Here is a 22,893-nt window from a genome sequence, read left to right on the forward strand (position 1 = left end):
GGTGTCAGAGAATGGGGAGGGGTGCAATGGTGGGGAAAAAGGCGCGAGATTATTGGTGACACTGCCGATGCAGCCGCTGGCACGGGTGCATGCGGTGGCCGATTGAGAATCAACGTTCTGAGCGGTACAAGTAGGTGGATATGGATCGTTCGGACGATATTTCGCTGCTACGCATTGTGATTGGTTTGATCGGATCATCAGCGACCGCTGGTTTCCTTTTTTCGGCGCAGTTCGAATCTATCGGAGCCTGGCTATTCTTCTCTTTTGTTTCCCTGGTTTTCATCTGCTTGATCGGCCTGCCGCTATATCTCCTAATATGGAGAACCGGTCGGGTAACGGCCGTGAAAGCCGGCATTAGCGGTGTGGTAGGCGGAGCAATGGTAGCGCTGGTTTTGCTGGGACCCAGTCGGGCAGTCGAACAGGCTACTGAGGCAACTTTGTTCCTGACGCAGATTGGATTTATGGCAGGAGCGGTTTTCTACCTGATCATGCACGGATTTTATTGGAAAGAGCAGCTGCCGGAAACGGATGATACGTACTAACCCTCGCCACCATCCTCATACCAGGCTTCGACTTCGCCGTTCAGCTTGATCGTGAGCGGGTTGCCGTGGCGGTCGCGGGTTTTGCCGGCCTGGACGCGGATCCAGCCTTCGGAAATACAATATTCCTCAACGTCTGCGCGTTCCTTGCCCTTGAAGCGGATCCCGATGCCGCGTTCGAGCGTGCTGGGTTCATAATGATCGCTCATTGGGTTGTTCGAGAGGCGATCGGGCGGTGTGTCTTTGGCGTCTGTCATGGCGCGGCATGTAATGCCAAAGAAAATAGATGGAAAGACATGAGTCTTCTCCGACGGAAATGTCCTCGCGGTCCAGAGTCAGCATCAGACAGAATCGAATCTCACCCAAATTCTCGGCCCTACGAATTGTGCAATTTCTATTTGAATTAGACACTCCATCCATGTTGCTCGGTCGAAATCGACGGGAAAACCGTGATAGGTCGGCAACAGTCGGCAATCGAACCGGCCTCAGGTGGCAGAAATGTTGATGTTGAAGCGCGGGCCGTAACTGCCTCAATATTGGCGGTTCTGCGGGCACACGGGCTGATCGCGACATGATATTGCAGTGGCTCACAATTAAATAACCAACTTCGCTTGCCACTGCGAAACCATCTCGCCATAGAAGCGTTAGGTAGTTTGTTACTCGAATCCGGGGCTTGCTCGTAATCCATTTGGATGTGCAGTTGCGGCATTTTGGCAACAGATAAGCTAATTGTCCGCTTGCGTGGACAGTGTGGTTTCGATAATGGTTTTGGTATTCCTACGCTAGGAATTTGTAAGAAAGGGGATAGTTATGCGCAAGTTCGCCATCAAAGCGGCGCTCGCGACAACCGCGCTCACCGTGGCGGCTACGCCAGCGCTGGCTCGCGATGATTCTTGGTATATCGGTGCAGAAGCCGGTGGTACGATCATCAGCAATGCTGACGTCGATGTCACGAATTCGGCCGGTGTGTTCACCAACAATGCCTATAGCATCAACACGGAGCCTGGCTTCGATGTTGGCGGTATTCTTGGTTACGATTTCGGTTGGTTCCGTCTCGAAGCTGACGTTTCATATCGTCGGGCTGAAGTGACGACCATCGAGCAAAACCTTGGTGCTCTTCTTCCGATCGCGGGTACCCCGCGCGCGGACGGCGGCGTCAATTACAACCCGGGTGGCCCGAACGGCAATGCACCTGGCAACCCGTTCCAGTGGAACGGTGCTGCAGGCAGCATGCGGATTCTCGCATTCATGGCTAACGGTCTTGTCGACTTTGGCGATGATGATGGTTTCCAGGGTTACATCGGTGGTGGTGTTGGTATCGCCCGCACCAGCTTCGACGGTGTCCGCGTAACGGATGCTGCTCCGGTAATCACCGATGACTCGGATTCAGGTTTCGCATGGCAGATTGTTGCCGGCGTCCGCTATCCGCTTTCTCGGAATTTCGACATCGGTGTGAAGTATCGCCTCTTCAACCATGATGATGTTGGAACGAACAGCTTCTACAGCACGTCTGATGAGACGGACGTCCGGTCGCACAGTGCGCTGGTTACGCTGACCTATAACTTCGGGTCACCGCCACCGCCGCCGCCACCGCCTCCGCCGCCTCCTCCGCCGCCTCCGCCACCTCCGCCGCCGCCGCCTCCGCCGCCGCCGTGTGAGCCTGGCCCGTTCTTGGTCTTCTTCGACTGGGATGAGTCGGACATCCGTCCGGATGCGGCATCAGTGCTTGATGCGGTTGCTGCCCAGTATCAGACCGGTCGTTGCCCGACCTCGGTCATGCTTGCTGGTCACGCTGACCGTTCGGGTTCGGCCACGTACAACGTTGGTCTGTCCGAGCGTCGTAACGCTTCTGTCCGTGCATACCTCGCTTCGCGCGGTGTTCCGGATGGTGCGATGGCGAGCGAAGCCTTTGGTGAGAGCCGGCCTCTGGTCGACACCGCCGACGGGGTTCGTGAACAGCAGAACCGTCGCGTTGAGATCACTTACGGCCCAGGCATGTAAGGATCGGCGCAAGCCAAACGAAAGAGGGGCCGGTCTCGCGACCGGCCCCTTTTTCTTTGCCTGTATGAGATGTGACTGGCGCTTATTACGCCTGCGATCACTGATTCATGAAAACATCGATTGTCCGCTTGACCATTTGGTCCATCGCGAAATGGTCTCGCGCCCAGCTTTTTACACTCGCACGTGCCGAGACAATCTTATCCTCTGACAGTTGAGCCAATGTCGCAAGATGCGCTGCGGCTTCCTCTGCGCTGGGCGATTCTGCATCGCTGAGAATCGCATTTGCTTCCACCGGTGCCACCGCTTCGGGAGCGCCGCCGGCAGGTGTTGTCAGCACCGGAACGCCAGCCAATTGTGCTTCGATCAAGGCATTTGGGACGCCTTCGTGCCGGGAGGTCAGTGCGAGAGCGTCCATTCGGTCGAGCCAGAAACCAATATGGGTAGTCCGCCCAACAAACAGCGTTTGTTCGGCAATCCCCAGGCGGCGCGCATGATCCTCAGCGGCGCCGCGTAGCGGCCCACTTCCCGCGATGATGAACCGTGCATCGCGATGGCGCTTTGCCAGGGCCGCACAGATTTCCAACCAGAATAATGGGCGTTTGTTATCGTCAAAACGCATGACGCCACCCAGCACAAAGCCGCTATGGCCGGTTTCCCTGTCAAAGCGCTCCCAGCGTGCCTGTTCGTCGCTGGGCGCATCGCCTGGTAGTGGATCCACGCCATTGGGCACTGTCACAACGCTCCCGTCGGGAAGGTTCAGCCAATCTTCATAGGCTCGTCCAGCCATCTGAGAATTGGCTGAAAGCGTCACCCCGGGCGCAGACAGCAGACCGCGATACAGGACTTCCTGTTCTGGTTTTTGCCTGTCTTTCCTGCGGTTTGGCGGCATTGTGCGGACGTTGAGAATGATCCGCGGAACGTTGGCGAGCAGTGCTGAAAGTCCTGCGGCAAAGATCATTCCATCCTGCCATATCTGGACGACATCCGGTGTTTCATATCGCAAGGCATCGGTTAGCCTGATCACGCCTTCGCGCATGCGGGGCGGCAAGAGGTCGATCAGCTCGCGATGGGGCGCAAGGATGCTCGCCTCGCGATCGCCGCCCCATTCCGATGCCGCAAGATAATCAGCGACATGGACCTCGGCTGCTTCCAGGCGAGCAAGATAAAAATCGTTGCTGCGTCGCCGATCGAGCTTTCGACAATAAATGCTTACTGGCCCGCCAATCTGACTGCCCGCATGCATGCGAGACGTCAGGCCGATCGCCGTGTTTGCCAGCTGTCGTTCGGCGCCGCCGCCACCCAGCGAACCGCCGATCAAGATCACACGGCCGATCCCATCGACAGGCCCGTCAGGCCTGCGCGACTCCCGTTTTTCGAGGGCCATGCCGATCAGCGTGTCGATGGCGGCAACGCTTGGTGGACCCGCTGCGTGCGGGCCCTTAAACAGCCGCGCAGCAGTAGAAATATTCCGCGCCAGATCCGGGGCAGCTGTTGCGGCCTCTTTGTTCTCGAGCAGTGCCAGGGCTTGGTCGAAGCGACCTGCCATGCGGTGCAGCTGTGCCTGCGCGACAGTGAATTCAGTGGCCAGTGGACCCGGATGTGCTTTTTCGAGAAGGGTCAGCGCTTCTTCTGGCGCGCCCAGCAGCGTTCGGCAGCGTGCGACAAGCAGGACCGCTGCCGGGTCACTCGCAAGATCGGCTTCGGCGCAATGACTAGCCAGAATTTCGTTCGCTACATCGCCCCCGAATGCGTTCAATACCGTTCGAAGATATTGCGGGAACGCATTGTAAGATTGAGGAAATCTTTCAACAATGCCGCGCCAGCATATCCGTGCCGTTTCCGTGTCTCCGGAAAGCAACAACAGACGGCCAACATTATATTGCAGTTGCTCATTTGCCGGAAATTGCACGGCAAGGCTGATTGTTCGGGACACGAGCCAGGGCGAGAAATCGCCGCGATCTGCCTCGTCGACAAGAAGAGCAGCCTCTTCCAATGCTTCGCTTTCCGAAATCGGGATCAGCATAGGATCCCGGAAAGGCCGCTCCAGCGCCTCGCTGAGCGGATCGGTCGGTAGCACACCGCCATGGTCCGGTGGGTTCCGACGTTGCGCAGAAGCAGGGATGGTGCCAGTCACGGATCTCGGCATAGTAGGAGCGGACGCGGGCCGCAAATTCTATGGGGAGGGCTAGTTCTGACGCGGTTTCCAAATGACGGTCTGATCAACTGGCTAGTCGGCGCTCGTCTTCCTGCGCTGCGCCGTTGGGCCAGTCGCAAGGCTGCCGATCGTGCGATGCATTGGGCAGCGCTGAAAGGTGCGCCGGATGATCCTTATGTCCTTGCCCGGCTTGGCCTTTTTCCGCTCGCTGCTCATGCAAAGGCCGCTGACGAAAAAGGGCGCCTGGGACAGATTCTGGCGCGTGCCGCGACGCCCGGTACAGATTCAGAGGATATTGCTGCCTTGTCGGCATTACCTCCCTCGATGCGCAGATGGGCGGCCCGGCTCGTGGCAATCCATGACAGGGAAGCGGCAATTTCATTATTGGATGGAGGAGACAGAGAGGCGATCGCAGCCTGCCTCCTTGCCCTCAATCGAGCAGAGGACGCGCGTATACAACTCGGCCGGCAGCCAGCCACCAATGCGGAAGCGGCGGCGCTATTGGCCCATATCGCAATCAGCGATGGCGATCATGCCGCAGCGCGGACAGCGCTCAACGACTTGATGAAAGACGGTGGTCTTGGACCGATATTGGAGGAGGGCGCCGCCGCTTTCACTATCGATGATCTTGGAGGTTCTGCCGAAATTGTTGAAAATGGACCAAAAGTTTCCGTGGTCATTCCCTATCGCGATGCAGCGGCAACCCTGGAAACGGCTATCCGCTCGATTGCCAATCAAAGCTGGCGGAATATCGAAATTATTGCGGTCGATGATGCGTCTACGGATGATGGACCACAGATTGCGGAGCGGATGGCGCAATCCGACGCACGTATCCTGACCATCCAGAACAAGCGCACCGCAGGTGTCTATGGCGCTCGCAATTCGGCTATCGACGTTGCAAGTGGCGACTATCTGACATTTCTTGATGCGGATGATTGGTCTCCAGTAGAGCGGATTGCGCGCCAGGTCGATCGACTGGATCGCCATGCCGTTGGTATTGGCAACCATATCCGGATGGATGAAGCGGGCCGTCCTGTTGCACCAAGGGTATTTCCGATCGTTCGCCCGGTTCCGATCACCTTGCTCACCCGCCGCAACACGCTGATGAATGCGGGGCCGTTTGAGGAAGTTGTAACCGGCGCGGATTCCGAAATGTTTGCGCGCCTTGAAATGGTACATGGCAAGCAAGCGATTGATCGGGATTCGGCGGTGTTGTTGATCGCTCGATGGCGATCCGGCTCGTTGAGCGATGCGCAAGAGGGCGGGCTTTTTGGCCAGGAACGCTATGACTATCGCGCTGACTGGATGTTTCGTCATGCCGGCCGCGCGGCGCCTGGCTTGCCAGCGGGGCCAGCGGCGGCATAGACACAGGTTAAATATGTGATTGAGGAAGAAGAGATTAGCGATACCAACCGCAACGGGGAGGGCGAGAAGTCTCTGGAATCGCAGCTGTCTGCGGAGCGCCGCGCACGAGAGTCCGCTGAGCGTGAGATAGTATCCCTCAAGACAGAGAAACAAGCGCTCGAATATCGGGTGATCAATGCCAATCGCACCTTGGCATATGGCCTTGGCCGCGCGTTGATCGAAGCACGAACCCTGAAAGGGTTTTTCGGTTTGCCGGGAAAGATACGGCGCCTTCGTTCCAAACAAAGAGCGAAACGGCGTGAGCGCGTTCCCAATAGCTTCGATGATGATATTTCAGCGCGGCTGAAGCTTGTCGAACCAGCGCTTGAGAAAGCGGCAAATGACGGCGCGCAGGCCGCGTTGGACTGGCTTATGGGCGCGCAGGCAGGTTCTGAGGCACAAGCGCGTGCACTCGCTGAAATCGCGCATTGGGTTCTGCCCAATGATCCCGATATGGCCGGTAGTGCGGCGGTACAGGCGGTGCAGATCGACCCTGGCGAGGCGCGTCTATTCTCACTGGCACAGCGACTGCAAGCAGCGGGGCAGGTGCGTGTTCCGGCTCTCCTGTGTGGCGCGATTGAAAGCCACCAATCTCTGTCGGCACTCGATCATCACGCGTGCAACCGAATGATCGAGGATGGCGAGATTCTGGAGCAGGGAGAATGGCGCATGCCGGGCCGCGCAGATGGCAATCACGATTCTGACGGGAACGAATTGCTACTGCTATGTCCGGCAAGATGGCAATCGCTATCCCAAGTCACAGAGTGCCGAACCAAGGCGGAGGCAGCCGGATTGACTGTGACCGTCGCCTCTTCGTTTGACACTGTCGATCTGGAAAAGATTGATATTGTTCACATATTTGCAACGTCGATTGCACAGTGCAGTGACGATGCCGTCAGCGGATTGGTTGCGGGGTGCCGTTTGATAATCGACATTTCCAATCCACCCAGTTGGCAGGGAACCGCGCCAGATTCCGAAAGGGCGATTGTTGAACAGGCTCGTCTTGTCGGATTGGGCGCCGGCGCGGATCAGCTTATCGCGCGCAGCATTGCAGCTGCCCGTTTCCTGGAGCAGCAGGATATTGACCATGTCCTGGTGGACCATCATCCCGCAATCCCGGCGGACCCGGTTGGCGATGGAACGATCGATGTTGCCTTTCTCGAATATGGGATTAGATCCGACGGCATGGCAATTGGAATTGCCGCAACGCTGTCAAATGATCCTGCCATGATTCAATGCCTGGAGGCGTGTGCCAGCCTTGGCCCCAGAGTTTCGCATATCGTGATATTCGGCAAAGGGGATGCGACCGTACTCGCCACCGCTGCGGATAGGCTGGGCGTGCCGCTACACGTAGATTGCATCGGCTTGCCGCCGCCACAGCGGTGGCGAGCGCTTCTCGCGGGAATAGATCTCATGGTATTCCCCTCGGGCAGGCTTGAGCCATTGGGGTCTGAGATTCCGGCAATTTTGAACCAGGCAATTGCGGATCAGCGGCGGGTTCTGGCGAGCCAGGCCGCCTGGGACAGCCAAGGCAGTTGGCAGATGGGTTCAGATCAGCTCCTGCTGGAAAGTGGCAATTGGGCAGACCAGATCAAACTGTCCTTAGAAAATACAGCCAGCGCCCCTCAGGCCAAGGGATCTGGTCGATCGATTGCCGATGTCTATGCAGCTTTTTCCGTGCAGTCTTAGGCATTTCATTTTTGCGCGCGGGGTGGCGCTCGGATATTCGCTATTGTAACAGCGCGCAGACGAATTTGGGACGAGTATAATGCGTATTGCGATGATTGGGACGGGTTATGTTGGCCTGGTTTCCGGAGCCTGTTTCTCGGATTTCGGCCATCAGGTTGTCTGCGTCGATAAAGATGCCGACAAGATAGCCGCTCTCGAAAAAGGCATCATGCCGATATACGAACCGGGCCTTGATGCTCTGGTCGAGCATAATGTTCGTGGTGGCCGGCTGTCCTTTACCACCGATCTTGCCGCAGGCGTGGCCGGTGCCGATGCCGTGTTCATCGCCGTAGGTACGCCGTCGCGGCGCGGTGATGGTCATGCCGACCTTTCTTATGTCTATGCCGCGGCAGAGGAAATTGCTGCTGCGCTGACCGGCCCTGCTGTCATCGTGACCAAATCGACCGTTCCGGTGGGGACGGGTGACGAAGTCGAGCGACTGATTAGGGACGCAGCACCGGATGCCGAAATTTCGGTCGCCTCAAATCCTGAATTCCTGCGCGAGGGCGCCGCAATTACAGATTTCAAACATCCCGATCGGATAGTTGTGGGGGTTGAGGATGAGCGCGCCCGTTCGGCCCTTGAGGCCATTTACCGGCCTCTCAACCTTAACAAGGCGCCGTTGCTGTTCACGACGCGCCGAACGGCTGAAGTTATCAAATATGCGGCCAATGCCTTCCTCGCGACGAAGATCACCTTCATCAATGAAGTGGCCGATCTGTGCGAAGCCGTGGGCGCCGACGTTCAATCCGTATCGCGCGGAATTGGCCTGGATAACCGGATCGGCCCGAAGTTCCTACATGCGGGTCCGGGCTATGGAGGATCCTGCTTTCCCAAAGATACGCTTGCCTTGCTGAAAACGGCTGAGGATGAACAAGTACCGCTTCGCATTGTGGAATCGGTGGTGAAGGTGAACGATGCCCGTAAGCGCGCGATGGGCCGCAAGATCATCAAGGCGATGAATGGCGATGTGCGTGGCAAGACGGTTGCTTTGCTGGGGCTTACATTCAAACCGAATACAGACGATATGCGCGATTCCCCTGCCATCGCCATCGTTCAGGCGCTCCAGGATGAGGGCGCGAATGTCCGTGCGTATGATCCGGAAGGCATGGACCAGGCGCGAGCCATAATGGAGGGCGTTGATTTCTGTGCTGATCCGTATGAAGCGGCCGAGGGGGCCGACGCACTGGTCCTTGTGACCGAGTGGGACCAGTTTCGCGCGCTCGATTTGCGGCGCTTGTCGCAAATATTGGAGGGACCGGTGCTGGTTGACCTGCGAAATATCTATTCAAGCGATGAAGCCGAAGCAGCCGGATTGCGCTATCACGGCATTGGTCGGGCAACAAAGGCAGCATAGCGCAGCATGTCGGACCAGCCTTCAACCGAAACAAAATTTCGTTTGCCGTTCAGTCCGGAATGGTTTGCGGAGCTGCGGCAAAGTCTGGTCATTATGGGGCGGGTCATTTTTGCGCTGATCATGCGCGAGGCTCGGACACGCTATGGCAGTTCCAATATTGGATATGCATGGGCGATTGTTGATCCATTGGTGACGCTGGCGGTGTTCATTGGGGTCTTCTCGGCTCTGGGCCGAACCTCACCTGTTCCCGGTCCCATCCCCGTGTTCTTCGTCACGGGAATTGTCCCTCTGTTTTTCTGGCGCGGCGCCGTTGGGCAGTCGGCCAATGCGGTCAGCGCGAGCCTTGGATTGCTCTCCTACCCGCAGGTCATGCCCTCAGATGTCGTGATTGCGCGGTTGCTGTTGGAAGGCGCAACCACGGTTCTGGTGTTCTTTCTGTTTCTCATCGGCCTCAACATGGTCGCGGGTGTTTCGCCCAGCTGGTTTTTTGGCGATCCGTCACAATTGCTGCTTGCATCGCTGGCGATTTTCTATTTCACCATAGGGACCTCGTTTTTGAGCTCGAGCCTTGCCCGAATTCTGCCGATATGGAAAAATATCTGGTCGTATATGAGTCGACCTATCTGGATATTATCAGGACTCTTTTTCACACTCGAACAATTACCGACGGGGTTACGGGTCTACATGGCCTATAATCCGGTGGCGCATATGGTCGAATGGTTCAGGTCCGCCGCGATTCCTGGCTTTGATAGCAGTGCCTATTCGATCCTGTTCCCCATGGCATTTGCAACGGCATGTTTGATCATCGGCCTGGTGATCGACCGTATTTTGTTGATGACCGGTGATGAAGAGATTGTGAGCTAGCCGGATGATAGAACTTCGCAATGTTTCAAAGACATATCGATCGCGCAGAATCGGCCGCAAGACTGTCCTCAGCGATATCAATGCCGTTTTCGAACGCGGCCATAGCTATGGTATTCTTGGGATTAACGGGGCCGGAAAATCAACGCTGTTGCGGATAATCTGCGGGGCCGAACGCCCGACATTTGGATCGGTACATAAGGATGTGAGCGTAAGTTGGCGGCTCGGTTTCACCTCGTCCTTCAACAGTTCTTTGACCGGCATGGAAAATCTGCGCTTCGTGTGCCGCATCTATAATGCAGACATCGAAGAAGTTTCGGATTTTGTCGCTGACTTTGCCGATATCGGTAATGCGATTCATGAGCCAGTGGCCACATATTCGTCCGGAATGCGATCACGATTGGCATTCGGGCTGAGCATGGCTATCAGGTTCCAAGTGTATGTAATCGACGAAGCCATTGCTACCGGCGATTTTACCTTCCAAGAGAAAGCCAAGGCCGAATTCGCGCGGCGCCGAGAAGAATCCGATATCCTGATGACCTCTCACATGCCGAACACGATCAAGGATTATTGCGATCGCGCGGGAGTCGTGCATCACGGCCGCCTGAAAATGTTCGATAGTGTGGACGAAGCAACGGAATATTATGAACGGGTCGCACAGTCATGAATCGCGTTGAACTTACTGACCGGGTGAAAAGCTGGTTTCAGATTTCCGAAGACGAGGCGAGTGACAGGCACGCGCGTCGCCGTCTGCGCTTCCGGTTCATTGCTGCGGGGATCCTGATTCCGACGCTGCTGGTCTTTATATATTATGCGCTGCTGGCGCGGCCCGAATATGACACTGAAATGATGTTCACGGTACAGGGGCTGGAACAGCAGCCGCCCGATCTTCTGGGTGGCATTGGCCTTCCGGCGATATCAACGTCCACCAATGATGGGCTGGTTGTCACCGAATTTGTAACCTCAAGCGCATTGGTGCGCCGCCTGGAAGCTGATTACGGATTTGATGCGGCCTATTCGGGCTGGAGCCTTGATCTACCCTCCTGGATATCCCCAAGCGCGCCGATCGAACGAAAGACTGCCTACTGGCAGGGCCAGGTCAGCGCCAATTATGACAGCGTCTCGAAAATTATCTCGGTGAATGTGCGCGCCTATTCGCCGGAGGATTCGCTGCGACTCGCCGAAGGCGTGATGGCGGAAACAGAAAATGTCGTGAATGCGCTGAACGGTCGGGTGCAAGACGAGGCTGTTCGCGTGGCCGGCGAAGAAGTTGCGTCGCGCCGCGAAGCCTATAATGACGCGCGCCAGAGGGTGATTGCCTCGCGGGCGAACCGCGCCACCACGTTGGAAGGCGAAGCCGCCCAGCAGGTCGGTCTGGTCGGACAGATTGAGGGCCAGCTTGCCAATGCGCGGGTTGAGCGCGCTGCGGCCATTGCTCAATTCCGTCCAAACTCGCCGCAGATCCGGGCCATGGATGAGGGTATCCGTGAACTGGAAGCCCAGCGTGACCAGGCGCTGAGGGATGCACGCGGCGGCTTTGGCGAATCCGAAGCGTCACGCGATGTATCGGCCCAGACAGCCCTGCTCGATTACGAATTTGCCCAACAGGCCTATTACGCCGCCATTCAGGCCGAACGTCAGGCAATCTCACAGCGCGCCAATGAACGACGTTATCTTGTCGCCATTGTTCCGCCACGGCCTGCCGAAATTTCCAACTATTGGGGCCGATTTGCCAATATATTTGCCTTTGCAATTGCGGCGGCCCTGTTGATGGCCATTGCAACTCTGGGCTATTCCGTCGTCAAGGATCATATGGAATGACCATCCTGTCGAAGCTTCATATTCGCGCCTATGCGTTGTTTTTCAGTGCGTTTCTAGCATTGGCCGCTGTTCCCGCATCGGCGCAAATTGACCGAAATGCCGGTGCGAGCGCGGTGGGCGCAGGATCAGCGCCTTCGGCTGTGATCCAGGACGATCAACGCGGCGCAGAGCGAGAGAATACAACACTTCGTCAGGACCAGCTGTCTGGCAGGCGGCCTGAACCTTTTGGTTCAGAATTGTTTCGCCAGCAGGCTCCGCAAACTGGTCAAAGCGCTCCGGGGACAATTGGCGGGACCATGTCCGGCTCAGCCGACCCCAATCATATTGTCCAACCCGGCGATATCATCTCTGTGACGACCTATGGCCTGGTCAACGAGACCGCTCAATTGCCGGTCGATGCCGAAGGTAATGTCGCTCTGCCCAATGTGGGTCCAGTCCAGATTGCCGGTACACCCGCGTCGCAGGTCAATTCGGTGATTAGCGGGGCTGCTTCGCAAGTCTACCAATCAACGGTCCAGGTTTACGCGACCATGGCGGATGCAGGTGAGATCCAGGTATTTGTCGCTGGTCCGGTTCTCGAACCTGGCGGACATGAGGGGCCAAGCCAGTCCGCTGTTATTGGATTTTTGCAGCGTGCCGGCGGGATTGACGCTGATCGCGGTAGCTATCGTAACATCATTATCCGCCGCGGCGGTCAGACCATCGGCTCGATCGATCTTTACAATTTTCTGCTCAACGGTGAACTGTCAGGAGTTTCTCTGAGCAATGGCGATGTCATTGTGGTCGGCCAGCAAGGACCCATCGTCTCGGTGTCGGGCGATGCGCGGTCTTCCTATACTTTCGAGTTTTCAGCACGTGTCGCCAGTGGCGGTGAACTGCTTCGCTACTCAAGGCCGCGACCCGAAGTAACCCATGTCTCGATTCTCGGGACGCGAAACGGTGTGCCATTTAATGACTATGTCACGCGTGAAGAATTCGCGATGATGGAGTTGATGGATGGCGATCGTGTCCGTTTCGAAGCGGATGCCCCGTCCGGTACCTTTATCGTGAGAGTGGTCGGGGCCCATACGGGGCCATCGGCCTATGTTGTGAATCGTGGCGATTATCTCGGGCCGCTACTGGCACAGATTCCACTCGATCCATTGGCAGATTCGCCGATGATCCATCTTGAACGTCAGAGCGTTGCGGAGACCCAGCGCGTCCTGCTTCAGGAAAATCTCGCGCGGCTTGAGCGGGCAATCTACACGGCGCCGTCAACATCGGCCGCATCGGCGCAGGCACGGGCCGCGCAAGCAACGTCACTGGGTGCCTTTATCGAGCGTGCGCGGCTTGTGCAGCCGCGCGGACTTGTAGCCTTCCCGGATGAAGCCGATCTCAGCCGAGTATTGCTCGAACCCGATGACGTGATCGTCATTCCTTATGCGACCCAGACTGTGATTGTGGCCGGCGAGGTTGAGCTTCCGCAGACCTTGCTCTGGACCCCTGGCAACGATGCCCGCGATTATGTGAGGCGATCCGGTGGCTTTACGAACCTTGCCAACCGCTCTGACACGTTGGTTATCCGCCCAGATGGCAGTGTCCAGCGCGGTGGATCCGTTCGCGCCGGCGATCGCATCCTCGTGCCGCCGAAAGCACCGGGTCAGACATTGCAGTTTATCCGGGACATCACCCAGGTATTCGCGCAAGTCGGCATCGCCGCGGCCGCAGTCTTCCGCTAGAATTTCTAAGAGTGTCCGGTCCGTGAAGGCAGGGTTGGTACGTTAGGAATTCGCGTCTTCAGACATGCTTCCGCGCGTCCAATTAATGCCGGCCAATGTTCCAGGAATCTTGATCCGTCTATAGAAGTTACCGTTGAGCTGGGTCCGGTATATGAGTTGGCGGCGGAAATTCTTGTAAAGCTCCGAATGGATCGGAAATTCGTCAGCGCTGGTCCAGAACCGATCAAGGTCCGTGGAAGCGGTTAGGCCGTCTATCCTGTATATCGCATCGCCAAGCGCAAGTGTCGGCTTGCCATGATGGATCGCTGACATGCCGGTCGTGCTGTTGATCGTTACCAAGCCACGCGAATTGTTGATCAGCGTTGGCAGGTGAGGATCGTGCACATAAATCAGCCGATCACCAAGCTCGGCCTCTTTGCGCAACTTGCGGATGTATCTGGTATAGTCGGTATACGGCCTGTCCATCGGATGATGTTTGAACACCAGCAACGTGTCTGCCGGCGCATTCTTTGCAAATGATTTCACGGTGTAGCGGATGAAATCCTCGACCGTATCAAATGCCGAATGCACGCCAATCTGCGCATCGTTATGCACTTGCAATGGCACCAGGAAAAATGGCGGAGCATCTTCTGAGATCAGCATGTCGACGTCCGGCTTGTTTTTCCACCGGTACCAATATTTGCGTGCAGCGCCGCGCACCCATGCCAATCCTTCAAACCAACTGAGCGGACGGTGGTGGCGATAGCGCGGAAAGAACGGCCAAAGGATTATCGACCAGAAATAATAGGTGAAGGCCCAGCCGGTTGCATGCCAGATCGATTGGCCAACTGTGCTGGTCTCGGCCGGTTCAGGTGCTGGTGTGTTGAGGTAGAAAATTCCGGCTCGCGGCATTGTACTGCGCCCATTCACGCCATGATACTCCATGGTGATGTAATCGGGCCGGATATAGCCTTCTTCGAACACATAGACTTCGATATCGCGATCGGCGGCAATTTCGCTGGCCAGGCGGTGCATCTCTCGGCAATCGCCAAAGAGCATGATCATATCGATGCGTTTTTCGTCGCACATCCGGTTCAGGAAGGCGGGAAAGCGACCGATTGGATCGGTAAAGCTGGTGGCTCCGGTAGGATAGTAAAACCAGTCGCCACCGCTGAAATTGACTTTGTGGACCTTGGCACCGGCCCATTGCAGATCTTTGGCGAGGCGCGCGAAGAACGGACCTACCGGGCCTTGCAACATCAAAATGTTGCGACCCCTGAAGCAATAAGGGGCGTTTTCTGGAATATGAGGTAGGTCGGTGCGATTACTGGAGCCGATGGCGTCGGATTGTTGTTCCGATACCAGTCGGGCAGGACGCATAGGGGTGTTCATGCTATATTTGCTCCCATTGCCCCCCCATGCAGGGCATGTACTATTGTTGCGTAACGCTCTTGTCATCATTAGAAGCAGGAAAAGTCAGTAAATTAGTTAATCGACCGACGAAATGTGGCTAAAACGCCGCAGACCGGTCACCAAAGGGGCCATAATGACCGATTCTGTAGCTCGCCCACGCGTAGAACCGGGCGAAGAACTTACGAGTCCGATAAAAGCGGCCGCCCATGCATTGTCGATAAATGCTGCGGCTGTGGCGACCCTGGCGAGCCGTATCGACGGTAGTTTTGGTGAAGCAGTAAACCTTATTCTCGGCCGTAATGGCCGCGCCGTTGTTTCTGGAATGGGAAAATCCGGACTTGTGGCGCGCAAGATCAGCGCGACATTAGCCTCACTTGGAACCCCCAGTATCTTCGTGCACAGCGCCGATGCCGGCCATGGCGATCTTGGTATGATCACGCGTGGGGACACCGCGATCCTGATTTCGGCCAGTGGCGAAACGGATGAAGTGCTCGGGCTGATCCCCTATCTCAGGACGCTCGAAGTACCGATCATTGCGATTACGGGTGACATGCGATCGACGCTCGCGCGTCAGTCTGACATCGCCCTTGATGGCTCGATTGAACGCGAAGCGTGCCTTCACAATCTGGCACCGACGACATCGACGATTGTCGCCATGGCGATGGGCGATGCGCTCGCCATTGCATTGTGTGAAGCCAGCGGCTTTCAGGCGGCAGACTTCGCTCAATATCATCCAGGCGGCAAGCTCGGAAAGCGGCTCAAAACACCGGTTCGGGACGCTATGCACCGGGCAAATCTTCCTATCTGCGCGACCGATACGCCGCTCAAGGATATGCTGCCGATCATGACAGACGGGAAGCTTGGTCTGGTCCTCGTCATGGTTGACCAGACCCTGCGCGGTATCATCACTGATGGTGACCTTCGCCGTGGTCTCGAAGATGTAGATCAGCTGGGTGACCTCCGGGCAGAGGCCATCATGACGCCCGATCCGATCACGATCGGCCCGGACGCGACACTCTATGAAGCCGATACCCAAATGCACGAAGCGCGCGTGACGGCGCTGGTCGTCGCCGATCCGGCCAAGCAAGTGCTCGGCGTTATCCAGATTCATGACTGATCTGAGCCCTGCGCCCTGGGCGGGTGAGGAGCTTTTCGTTCTTGCCGGTCCATGCGCCATAGAATCCCGCGAATTTGCGCTCGAGACGGCAGAACAGTTGCGCGATATATTCGCTGCGGCCGGTGTCGGCCTGATTTACAAATCATCGTTTGACAAGGCGAACCGGACTTCGGCGTCCAGCTTTCGTGGGGTGGGCCTGGAGGCCGGTCTGGATATCCTCGCGGAAGTCCGCGAACGGGTCGGGATTCCAGTGATCACCGATGTTCATGAAGCAGCGCAAGTCGCTCCCGTGGCAGAGGTTGTGGACATGCTGCAGACGCCCGCCTTTTTGTGTCGCCAATCGGATTTCATCGCTGCTGTCGCTGTTGCCGGGAAGCCGGTCAACATAAAAAAGGGCCAGTTTCTCGCGCCCTGGGATATGGCAAAAGTCATTGAAAAGGCGCGTATTGCTGCCGATGAAGCAGGCGTTTCGTCAGACTTCTTCGTCTGCGAACGTGGCACATCATTTGGCTACGGAAACCTTGTTGTCGACATGCGCGGCCTGACGATCATGCGCGAAACGAGCGGGTGTCCGGTGATCTTCGACGCAACCCATTCGGTCCAACTGCCCGGCGCACAGGGCGGTAGCAGTGGCGGAGAGCGACAACATGCGCCGGCACTGGCGCGGGCTGCAGTGGCAACCGGTGCTGTATCCGGCGTGTTCATGGAAACCCATCCTGATCCCGATAATGCCCCGTGCGACGGACCCAACATGCTGCCATTCGAATGGCTGCCCGATCTGCTTGCCGAGCTGAAGGCAATTTCCGCCATTTCCCGCGCTGGATGACGCGCGGCCGATGAAGATCGTTGCCATCATTCCAACCCGCTGGGGTTCGACTCGGTTTCCCGGCAAGGCGCTGGCGATGATTGCCGGGCGGCCGATGATCCATCGGGTATGGGATCGCGCAGCCGCTGCAACCGAAGTGGATTCGGTGATCGTGGCAACCGATGACGAACGTATCGCGGACGCCGTTCAAAGCTTCGGCGGAACTGTCGAGATGACCCGGGACGATCACCAAAGCGGCAGTGATCGGATTGCTGAGGTAGCCGAACGGATAGATGCCGATGCGATCATCAATGTCCAGGGCGATGAGCCGCTGGTCCGGGCGTCTGACCTTGATCACCTCGCCCAGCTGATGCGGTCTGATGGAAGTGTAAAGGTCGCAAGCTTGTGCCACGCGATCTCGGCTGAGGAGGCTGCGAACCCCAATCGGGTGAAAGTCGTGCGGGATGCACAGGGCAATGCGCTCTATTTCTCGCGGGCTCAGATTCCCTATCCCCGGCATGGTGAGACGGCTCGCTATTTCCAGCATGCGGGAATCTATGCCTATCGCCGCGAGATGCTGTTGGCATTTGCGGACCTGCCGATCCCCGACGAGGAACGTAGTGAGGCTCTCGAGCAACTGCGCTATCTCGCGGCCGATATCGATATCCGGATGATCGAGACCGAGCCCAGCGGGCCGGGCGTCGATACGCCCGAAGATGTCGCGATTGTCGAGGCGCTGCTGAAGGAACAGGAAGCCGGATAGTCGGGTGAGCCCAGCATTCGCCGTCATGGGGTGCGAAATCGCCGGAAATCAGTATTATGGGCCGTGTATCTGCGACCAAGCAAGGGGACTCAGCATGCGTATCGCCACACTCGCCATGATCTGCACGCCGATGATGATTGTCGGTGGTTGCACGCCTGCGCCTCAAGAACCGGCTTATGCGCCGCCACCGCCAGCCGATATTGCCCAGGCCGTGTTGCGTGATGCCTCCGGAAACGAAGTGGGCGATGCGCTGCTCACTCAGCTTGATCAAGGGATCCGGGTCGTGATCCGCGTTGTGGGACTATCGCCCGGGGTGAAGGCGGCCCATCTCCACATGACAGGACGGTGCGACGCACCAGATTTCAGGTCGGCCGGCGGCCATTGGAATCCTGAAGGCCGCGAACATGGACGCGACAATCCGGCCGGCCAGCATATGGGCGATATGCCGAACCTGATTGTGGGGCAGGGTGGTCGCGGCCTGCTTGAAGTGACCATTACCGGCGGTTGGATTGATGGGAGTGATCGTGCCTTGCTCGACGCTGATGGTGCCGCCGTGATGATCCATGCCGGGCCCGACGATTACCGCAGTGACCCGACCGGCAATGCCGGCGGGCGTATCGCCTGCGGTGTCATTACGCCTGGCTAGATATCTTCACCGGCGGCCCGGGCGCGTTCGATGACCGTCCGTTCCGCCTCCGGCACCGTGCGATAGGCGATAAGCAACATCGCCATCCCGATTGGTACCGCAATCAACAGGCTCAACACGCCGGTCGAGAGGCTCTCGCTGACCGCAGATACCTGCCCGGCCATATAAGGGCCAAGCGCCAGCCCGACGAGAGTTGTCGACAGGAAGAAGGTGGCCGTCGCGGTTCCCCGCATGCGCGGCAGGACGAGATCCTGGGTTGTCGCGGCAGCCGCACCAAGCGCGGAGCTTGCAACAAAAGACATCAGGAAAACCAGGACATAGAAAGCGAACGGGCTTTGCGTGGTGAAGGCAAAGGCGAGCGGGATGGCCGGAACCGCCAGGCCGAACATCACGACGAGAATGCGACCCGCCGGGTTACGTTGGCGCAGCCAATCGGCCATGCGGCCGCCCATGATTACACCGAGAAAGCCTGCGACTGCACCCGGGCCCCCGATCCACCAACCGGCAAGGGCCGGGGCTTCGCCGAGGACGCGGATCGCATAAGGCGCAGACCAGAAGGACGCCGCATAGGACATGAAGGCGACCATGCCATAGCCCAGGATGGTGGTCAGAAACGCCGGCGTGCCCCAGATCAGCTTGAATGTCGGCTCATCGCGTTTCTTGAGGGTGCTGGCCCAGGAGTAGATCGCATAATAGCCGATCCCGACCGCGACCCATTGCTGGGTGTTTCCGGTCAGCGTTGCCATGCCCCACGCACCCAGGCCAATGACAGTCAATCCGGCGAGGTTGACCATCAAGGTGCGGCTGCCGCCACGGATCGCCGCGATCAGCGTGAATGGCGGGATGACGGCGAATAGCTCACGCACGAAACCGCGGAACGGATCTTTCGGTGGCGGGGTAACAATACCCTCGCTCTGGCCGCGGATCGGCTCACGCAGCGTCAGGACGATGAGCGCCAGTAACAGTCCAGGCAGGCCGACGGCGATAAAGGCAGCCTGCCAGCCAGCGAGGCCGAGCGGTGCATCGACCGGATAGGCGGCGTTCCAGCGTTCGACGATTGCGCCGCCAATCAGCAGCGATACGCCGCCGCCAATGTAGAGGCCGGATGAATAGATGGCGAGCGCGGTCGCGCGCATCTTCTTCGGAAACCAGTCCGAAATCAGCGAATAGGCGGCCGGGCTGGCGGTCGCCTCACCAACGCCGACACCGATCCGGGCGACGCTCAAGGTTGTGAAGTTTTTGGCAAAACCCGACAGCGCCGTCATCGCGGACCAGAGCGCAAGGCCAGCCGACATCAGGCGAACGCGGTGCCAGCTATCGGCGAGTTTCCCGAGCGGGATGCCGAACAGCGCGTAGAAGACGCCGAATGCGGTACCGTAAAGGAAGCCAAGCTGGTCATCGGTTAGGCCAAGATCGGCTTTGATATCTTCAGCGAGGATCGACAGGATGTTCCGGTCGATAAAGTTCAGAATGTAGAGGATGACGAGGATTGAAAGGACATACCAGGCATAGCCGCTGGCTTTCTGCTCCTCTTCGACCGGATCGGTTGCAGCTGGAGCAGTGGCTTCGGCGCTCTCGCGCCCGTCAACACTATCTGTCATTCAGGAACCCTACTCTCTAACTTTTCTTTTGGTGTACCAGCGTCAGCGCCATTGGCAAAAACTTTATAAGGCATCGATTACAATGACCCATTCCATCCTGTTCGTTTGCCTCGGCAATATCTGTCGCTCGCCCATGGCTGAGGGCGCCATGCGCGCAGCAGCCGAGGCGCGCGGAATTGATATCCATATCGATTCCGCCGGAACCGGCAGCTGGCATATCGGCGATCCACCGGACAGCCGGGCCCAAGCCGCTGCGCGCGCCAATGGGGTGGAGATTTCGGGCCAGCAGGCGCGGCAGATCAGCGCTTCGGACTTTGATCACTTTCATCACATATTGGCGATGGATGGTTCGGTGCTGGGTGATTTGGCGCTGATACAACGACCGCAATCCCCAGCCGCGCTGTCCCTGTTTCTGGATCATCTGCCGGGCCGGGAAGGGCAGGATGTTGCCGATCCCTATTATGGCGGCGATGATGGCTTTCAAACGGTCTGGGATGACGTCGCCGCGGGCGCAGAGGCGTTGCTGGACCTGATAACGGCGCGCTGAGCTAATCCAGCCAATAGCGGGCGAGGCTTTCATAGCGTGCGCCTTTGCTGCCGAGACGGCTCTCGATCAGGTCGAAATGATCGACGGGGAAGGCGGGGCCAGTAAGCGCTGCATGGTCGGCGAGAAAGTCATCTGTCGGTCCGGTACTGCTATTGAGCCGCGCCAGGGTGATGTGCGGCAGAAAGCCGCGATGCTCGGGTTCGAGTCCCAGCCGCTGGAGGCCATTCTCGATCTTGTGCTGGAGGCGGGTCAGTGGTTCCGACATGGCAATCCCTGCCCACAGTGCCGACCGTCGGCCGTTGCGTTCGAACATCCCGACGCTCTCCAGGGCGATTTCGAACTTCGGAAAGCGGATCGATTCCAGCATCATGCCGATATCCTCGGCGCGATTGTGATCGACTTCGCCGATGAAACGCAGGGTCAGGTGGAGTTGGCTGTCATCTTGCCAACGCGCGCTTCTGACGCCGGTCATCAGCAGCAAAAGCTGCTCCCGAACCGGCTTGGGTGGGCGGATTGCGACAAAAAGCCTCATCATATTCTCTGGCAATAGACGTTTTCTATCCTGATGTTAGCGCCGATTTGCCTTGAAAACCCGGCCCTAATGACCGATATTAGCAGAAAATCGGCGGAGTTCTGCCGATTGATGCGAGGAGAATTGTTCAAATGGCTAATTGGTCCGATCCGAAAGCCGGTCTGCAGGGCGAAGCCCGCGCTGGACTGGATACCGGAGCCCGCGACGTCGCATATGACGCCGGCCTGCGGTCCTACATGCTCAAAGTCTATAATTACATGGCTTCGGGTATTCTGCTTACGGGTATCGTTGCGATGCTCTTTGCGCGGGGTGGTGCAGAATCACCCGCCGCGACAATCATCATGTCAGGCGGCCTGCTGAGCTGGGTGATCATCCTCTCGCCGCTGGCCTTCATCCTGGTGATGAGCTTCGGCATGCACCGCATGTCGACGGGCGCTTTACAGGTCTGTTTCTGGGCCTTTGCGACCGTGATGGGGCTGTCTCTATCGACGATCTTCCTGCGCTATACAGGAACCTCGATCGCACAGACTTTCTTTGCGACCTCGGCAGCATTCGTCAGCCTTAGCTTGTGGGGTTACACCACGAAGAAGGATCTGAGCGGCTGGGGCACGTTCCTGATTATGGGCGTTGTCGGCCTGCTGGTTGCGATGGTGATCAACATCTTCCTGCAATCCCAGGCGATGACCTATGTCATCAGCGGCATCGGTGTTCTCGTCTTCGCTGGCCTCACCGCCTATGACACGCAGAAGATCAAGTCGATGTACCAATATGTCGCCGGCACGGACATGATGGGCAAGACGGTCATCATGGGTGCCCTCAACCTCTATCTCGACTTCATCAACATGTTCCTGTTCCTGCTCAACTTCATGGGCGGCCGCGAATAGCAGCGGATGAAATCGCACGAATAAAGGCTCGGCAGAGAGATCTGCCGGGCCTTTTTCTTTTTTCGGCGCAGGCTAGAAGGTGAAGGACAGACCCGCTGATCCGGACTTCGCCTCGCCAAAGCGCAAGCCTGCGGTCCGCGATACGAAAAAGTCGAGGAATATGGTGTCAGAGAGGCTGAAGCTGGCGCTCGCTCCATATTCGAACCAGCCATCGCCATCGCCCGCTCCGTCAATTGGCCGCGATGCGCTGGTGGCCGACCCAGCGGCACCTATGCGCGTGGTCGACGCAGCGTTCGAGGTCGCCACAAAGGCCGAATAGAGGCCGAGGCTGTGCTGATATTGCTCACCCAGCGCATATTGGAGCGTGGCTCCGCCCGAACCGGTTACCCCGGATTGTTCGACTTCGCGTGCAAAAAGCTGGTTCACCGGGCCCTGGATCGCCTGGGCGGTATCGATTTCACTATAGTCGAGAGAGGCAAAGGGTGAGATGAACCAGCGGCCACCGAGCGGTTGCTGATAGGTGATGGCGATGCCGGTGCCCCAGCTGCTGCCATCGGCTTCGAATTGCACCACAGCGCCATTTTGCGTGGCTATATCGATGGTGTCGAAATCGCGGTCACCGAGCGACACATAGCTATCGATACTCAGGGAATCGCTTGAGTAGCCAAAGCCAAGGACGGCTTGGCGCGTCGTGGCGGGGATCGTGTCTCCAACTATCGGGGCCGGACCATCATATCCGACCAATGACCCACCCAGGCTGACGTAGAGATCGCCCAGATCGCGGCGCAATACTGTCGAGATATAGGGCTGTTCCTGGTCCCCGCTAAAGCTGGTTATACCGCCGGAAACGTCCAGCCGCCACTTTGGAGAGCTATCCTCCTGCGCATAGGCAGAATGAGGAATGATACATAAAAACAACGCGGTGCACGATGCTGTGAGGCGCATAAATCCAGCCCTTTTTGGTTCCGACATGCTGCATTAACGTGATTCAGGCTAAAAACCTTCGCGCTGAACGAAGGAAT

Annotated in this window: 21 protein-coding genes; 15 read left to right on the forward strand and 6 right to left on the reverse strand. The window is 57.7% G+C overall.

The window, feature by feature from the left end; genetic code table 11:
• Window positions 1-140: 140 nt before the first annotated feature.
• Window positions 141-542: a hypothetical protein gene (locus tag HFP51_RS01945; RefSeq protein ID WP_176874094.1), complete on the forward strand. Its 402-nt coding sequence runs from the start codon at window positions 141-143 to the stop codon at window positions 540-542.
• On the opposite strand, the gene HFP51_RS01950 is transcribed toward HFP51_RS01945, so the two are convergent.
• A complete protein-coding gene (locus HFP51_RS01950) occupies window positions 539-796 on the reverse strand; it encodes a DUF3297 family protein (protein ID WP_176874096.1) in 258 nt (85 codons plus the stop codon). The two genes, HFP51_RS01945 and HFP51_RS01950, sit on opposite strands and share 4 nt — an antisense overlap.
• A 553-nt stretch (window positions 797-1,349) precedes the next feature.
• Between HFP51_RS01950 and HFP51_RS01955 the strand changes: the two genes are divergently transcribed.
• Window positions 1,350-2,540 (forward strand): OmpA family protein, encoded by a 1,191-nt coding sequence (locus HFP51_RS01955; protein WP_176874097.1) that lies wholly within the window; start codon window positions 1,350-1,352, stop codon window positions 2,538-2,540.
• 97 nt (window positions 2,541-2,637) lie between these two features.
• On the opposite strand, the gene HFP51_RS01960 is transcribed toward HFP51_RS01955, so the two are convergent.
• Window positions 2,638-4,674: a glycosyltransferase gene (locus HFP51_RS01960; RefSeq protein WP_176874099.1), complete on the reverse strand. Its 2,037-nt coding sequence runs from the start codon at window positions 4,672-4,674 to the stop codon at window positions 2,638-2,640.
• A gap of 156 nt (window positions 4,675-4,830) precedes the next feature.
• Here HFP51_RS01960 and HFP51_RS01965 point away from each other — a divergent pair, with 156 nt between their 5' ends.
• The 7 genes from HFP51_RS01965 (at window position 4,831) to HFP51_RS01995 (ending at window position 13,584) form a co-directional block, all read left to right on the forward strand.
• Complete coding sequence (locus HFP51_RS01965) at window positions 4,831-6,060, forward strand: glycosyltransferase family 2 protein (protein ID WP_176874101.1); 1,230 nt, start codon at window positions 4,831-4,833, stop codon at window positions 6,058-6,060.
• Between the two features lie 15 nt (window positions 6,061-6,075).
• Window positions 6,076-7,788: a hypothetical protein gene (locus HFP51_RS01970; protein ID WP_176874102.1), complete on the forward strand. Its 1,713-nt coding sequence runs from the start codon at window positions 6,076-6,078 to the stop codon at window positions 7,786-7,788.
• A gap of 79 nt (window positions 7,789-7,867) precedes the next feature.
• On the forward strand, window positions 7,868-9,184 hold the full coding sequence (locus HFP51_RS01975) for a UDP-glucose/GDP-mannose dehydrogenase family protein (protein ID WP_176874103.1): 1,317 nt from the start codon (window positions 7,868-7,870) through the stop codon (window positions 9,182-9,184).
• A gap of 6 nt (window positions 9,185-9,190) precedes the next feature.
• Window positions 9,191-10,048, forward strand: a complete 858-nt coding sequence (locus HFP51_RS01980) for an ABC transporter permease (protein WP_176874105.1) — start codon at window positions 9,191-9,193, stop codon at window positions 10,046-10,048.
• 4 nt (window positions 10,049-10,052) lie between these two features.
• Entirely contained in the window at window positions 10,053-10,712 is a 660-nt protein-coding gene (locus HFP51_RS01985; protein ID WP_176874107.1) for an ABC transporter ATP-binding protein, read from the forward strand.
• Window positions 10,709-11,866: a hypothetical protein gene (locus HFP51_RS01990; RefSeq protein WP_176874109.1), complete on the forward strand. Its 1,158-nt coding sequence runs from the start codon at window positions 10,709-10,711 to the stop codon at window positions 11,864-11,866. The genes HFP51_RS01985 and HFP51_RS01990 overlap by 4 nt, the downstream gene beginning before the upstream one ends.
• On the forward strand, window positions 11,863-13,584 hold the full coding sequence (locus tag HFP51_RS01995; protein ID WP_176874110.1) for a polysaccharide biosynthesis/export family protein: 1,722 nt from the start codon (window positions 11,863-11,865) through the stop codon (window positions 13,582-13,584). The genes HFP51_RS01990 and HFP51_RS01995 overlap by 4 nt, the downstream gene beginning before the upstream one ends.
• Window positions 13,585-13,626: 42 nt before the next feature.
• On the opposite strand, the gene HFP51_RS02000 is transcribed toward HFP51_RS01995, so the two are convergent.
• Window positions 13,627-14,823 (reverse strand): capsule biosynthesis protein, encoded by a 1,197-nt coding sequence (locus tag HFP51_RS02000; RefSeq protein WP_255455003.1) that lies wholly within the window; start codon window positions 14,821-14,823, stop codon window positions 13,627-13,629.
• Between the two features lie 286 nt (window positions 14,824-15,109).
• Here HFP51_RS02000 and HFP51_RS02005 point away from each other — a divergent pair, with 286 nt between their 5' ends.
• The 4 genes from HFP51_RS02005 (at window position 15,110) to HFP51_RS02020 (ending at window position 18,307) form a co-directional block, all read left to right on the forward strand.
• On the forward strand, window positions 15,110-16,093 hold the full coding sequence (locus HFP51_RS02005) for an SIS domain-containing protein (protein WP_176874114.1): 984 nt from the start codon (window positions 15,110-15,112) through the stop codon (window positions 16,091-16,093).
• The gene (gene kdsA, locus HFP51_RS02010) at window positions 16,086-16,919 is read left to right on the forward strand and encodes a 3-deoxy-8-phosphooctulonate synthase (protein ID WP_176874116.1); all 834 of its coding nucleotides are present in this window, start codon (window positions 16,086-16,088) and stop codon (window positions 16,917-16,919) included. The genes HFP51_RS02005 and kdsA overlap by 8 nt, the downstream gene beginning before the upstream one ends.
• Before the next feature lie 10 nt (window positions 16,920-16,929).
• A complete protein-coding gene (gene kdsB / locus HFP51_RS02015) occupies window positions 16,930-17,661 on the forward strand; it encodes a 3-deoxy-manno-octulosonate cytidylyltransferase (RefSeq protein ID WP_176874118.1) in 732 nt (243 codons plus the stop codon).
• 94 nt (window positions 17,662-17,755) lie between these two features.
• Window positions 17,756-18,307 (forward strand): superoxide dismutase family protein, encoded by a 552-nt coding sequence (locus HFP51_RS02020; protein ID WP_176874120.1) that lies wholly within the window; start codon window positions 17,756-17,758, stop codon window positions 18,305-18,307.
• Here the strand turns inward: HFP51_RS02020 and HFP51_RS02025 are convergent.
• Window positions 18,304-19,908: an MFS transporter gene (locus HFP51_RS02025; RefSeq protein ID WP_176874122.1), complete on the reverse strand. Its 1,605-nt coding sequence runs from the start codon at window positions 19,906-19,908 to the stop codon at window positions 18,304-18,306. The genes HFP51_RS02020 and HFP51_RS02025 overlap by 4 nt on opposite strands.
• Window positions 19,909-19,990: 82 nt before the next feature.
• Here HFP51_RS02025 and HFP51_RS02030 point away from each other — a divergent pair, with 82 nt between their 5' ends.
• The gene (locus tag HFP51_RS02030) at window positions 19,991-20,455 is read left to right on the forward strand and encodes a low molecular weight protein-tyrosine-phosphatase (protein ID WP_176874124.1); all 465 of its coding nucleotides are present in this window, start codon (window positions 19,991-19,993) and stop codon (window positions 20,453-20,455) included.
• A 1-nt stretch (window position 20,456) separates the two neighbouring features.
• On the opposite strand, the gene thpR is transcribed toward HFP51_RS02030, so the two are convergent.
• Window positions 20,457-20,990: an RNA 2',3'-cyclic phosphodiesterase gene (gene thpR, locus HFP51_RS02035; protein WP_176874126.1), complete on the reverse strand. Its 534-nt coding sequence runs from the start codon at window positions 20,988-20,990 to the stop codon at window positions 20,457-20,459.
• A 128-nt stretch (window positions 20,991-21,118) separates the two neighbouring features.
• On the opposite strand from thpR, the gene HFP51_RS02040 reads away from it, so the two are divergent.
• Window positions 21,119-21,871, forward strand: coding sequence for a Bax inhibitor-1/YccA family protein (locus HFP51_RS02040; protein ID WP_176874128.1), 753 nt, complete (start codon window positions 21,119-21,121; stop codon window positions 21,869-21,871).
• A gap of 72 nt (window positions 21,872-21,943) precedes the next feature.
• Here HFP51_RS02040 and HFP51_RS02045 read toward each other — a convergent pair whose 3' ends face one another.
• Entirely contained in the window at window positions 21,944-22,660 is a 717-nt protein-coding gene (locus HFP51_RS02045) for an autotransporter domain-containing protein (RefSeq protein ID WP_176874131.1), read from the reverse strand.
• Window positions 22,661-22,893 lie beyond the last annotated feature (233 nt).

This window comes from Parasphingopyxis sp. CP4 (assembly GCF_013378055.1).
In the GTDB taxonomy this organism is placed as follows: Bacteria; Pseudomonadota; Alphaproteobacteria; order Sphingomonadales; family Sphingomonadaceae; genus Parasphingopyxis.

Bases quoted from the DNA above. Each gene is read 5' to 3' on its own strand.
- HFP51_RS01945 (WP_176874094.1), top strand. From the start codon at position 141: ATGGATCGTTCGGACGATATTTCGCTGCTACGCATTGTGATTGGTTTG.
- HFP51_RS01950 (WP_176874096.1), bottom strand. From the start codon at position 796: ATGACAGACGCCAAAGACACACCGCCCGATCGCCTCTCGAACAACCCA.
- HFP51_RS01955 (WP_176874097.1), top strand. From the start codon at position 1,350: ATGCGCAAGTTCGCCATCAAAGCGGCGCTCGCGACAACCGCGCTCACC.
- HFP51_RS01965 (WP_176874101.1), top strand. From the start codon at position 4,831: ATGCATTGGGCAGCGCTGAAAGGTGCGCCGGATGATCCTTATGTCCTT.
- HFP51_RS01975 (WP_176874103.1), top strand. From the start codon at position 7,868: ATGCGTATTGCGATGATTGGGACGGGTTATGTTGGCCTGGTTTCCGGA.
- HFP51_RS01980 (WP_176874105.1), top strand. From the start codon at position 9,191: ATGTCGGACCAGCCTTCAACCGAAACAAAATTTCGTTTGCCGTTCAGT.
- HFP51_RS01985 (WP_176874107.1), top strand. From the start codon at position 10,053: ATGATAGAACTTCGCAATGTTTCAAAGACATATCGATCGCGCAGAATC.
- HFP51_RS01990 (WP_176874109.1), top strand. From the start codon at position 10,709: ATGAATCGCGTTGAACTTACTGACCGGGTGAAAAGCTGGTTTCAGATT.
- HFP51_RS01995 (WP_176874110.1), top strand. From the start codon at position 11,863: ATGACCATCCTGTCGAAGCTTCATATTCGCGCCTATGCGTTGTTTTTC.
- HFP51_RS02000 (WP_255455003.1), bottom strand. From the start codon at position 14,823: ATGTTGCAAGGCCCGGTAGGTCCGTTCTTCGCGCGCCTCGCCAAAGAT.
- HFP51_RS02005 (WP_176874114.1), top strand. From the start codon at position 15,110: ATGACCGATTCTGTAGCTCGCCCACGCGTAGAACCGGGCGAAGAACTT.
- kdsA (WP_176874116.1), top strand. From the start codon at position 16,086: ATGACTGATCTGAGCCCTGCGCCCTGGGCGGGTGAGGAGCTTTTCGTT.
- kdsB (WP_176874118.1), top strand. From the start codon at position 16,930: ATGAAGATCGTTGCCATCATTCCAACCCGCTGGGGTTCGACTCGGTTT.
- HFP51_RS02020 (WP_176874120.1), top strand. From the start codon at position 17,756: ATGCGTATCGCCACACTCGCCATGATCTGCACGCCGATGATGATTGTC.
- HFP51_RS02025 (WP_176874122.1), bottom strand. From the start codon at position 19,908: ATGACAGATAGTGTTGACGGGCGCGAGAGCGCCGAAGCCACTGCTCCA.
- HFP51_RS02030 (WP_176874124.1), top strand. From the start codon at position 19,991: ATGACCCATTCCATCCTGTTCGTTTGCCTCGGCAATATCTGTCGCTCG.
- thpR (WP_176874126.1), bottom strand. From the start codon at position 20,990: ATGATGAGGCTTTTTGTCGCAATCCGCCCACCCAAGCCGGTTCGGGAG.
- HFP51_RS02040 (WP_176874128.1), top strand. From the start codon at position 21,119: ATGGCTAATTGGTCCGATCCGAAAGCCGGTCTGCAGGGCGAAGCCCGC.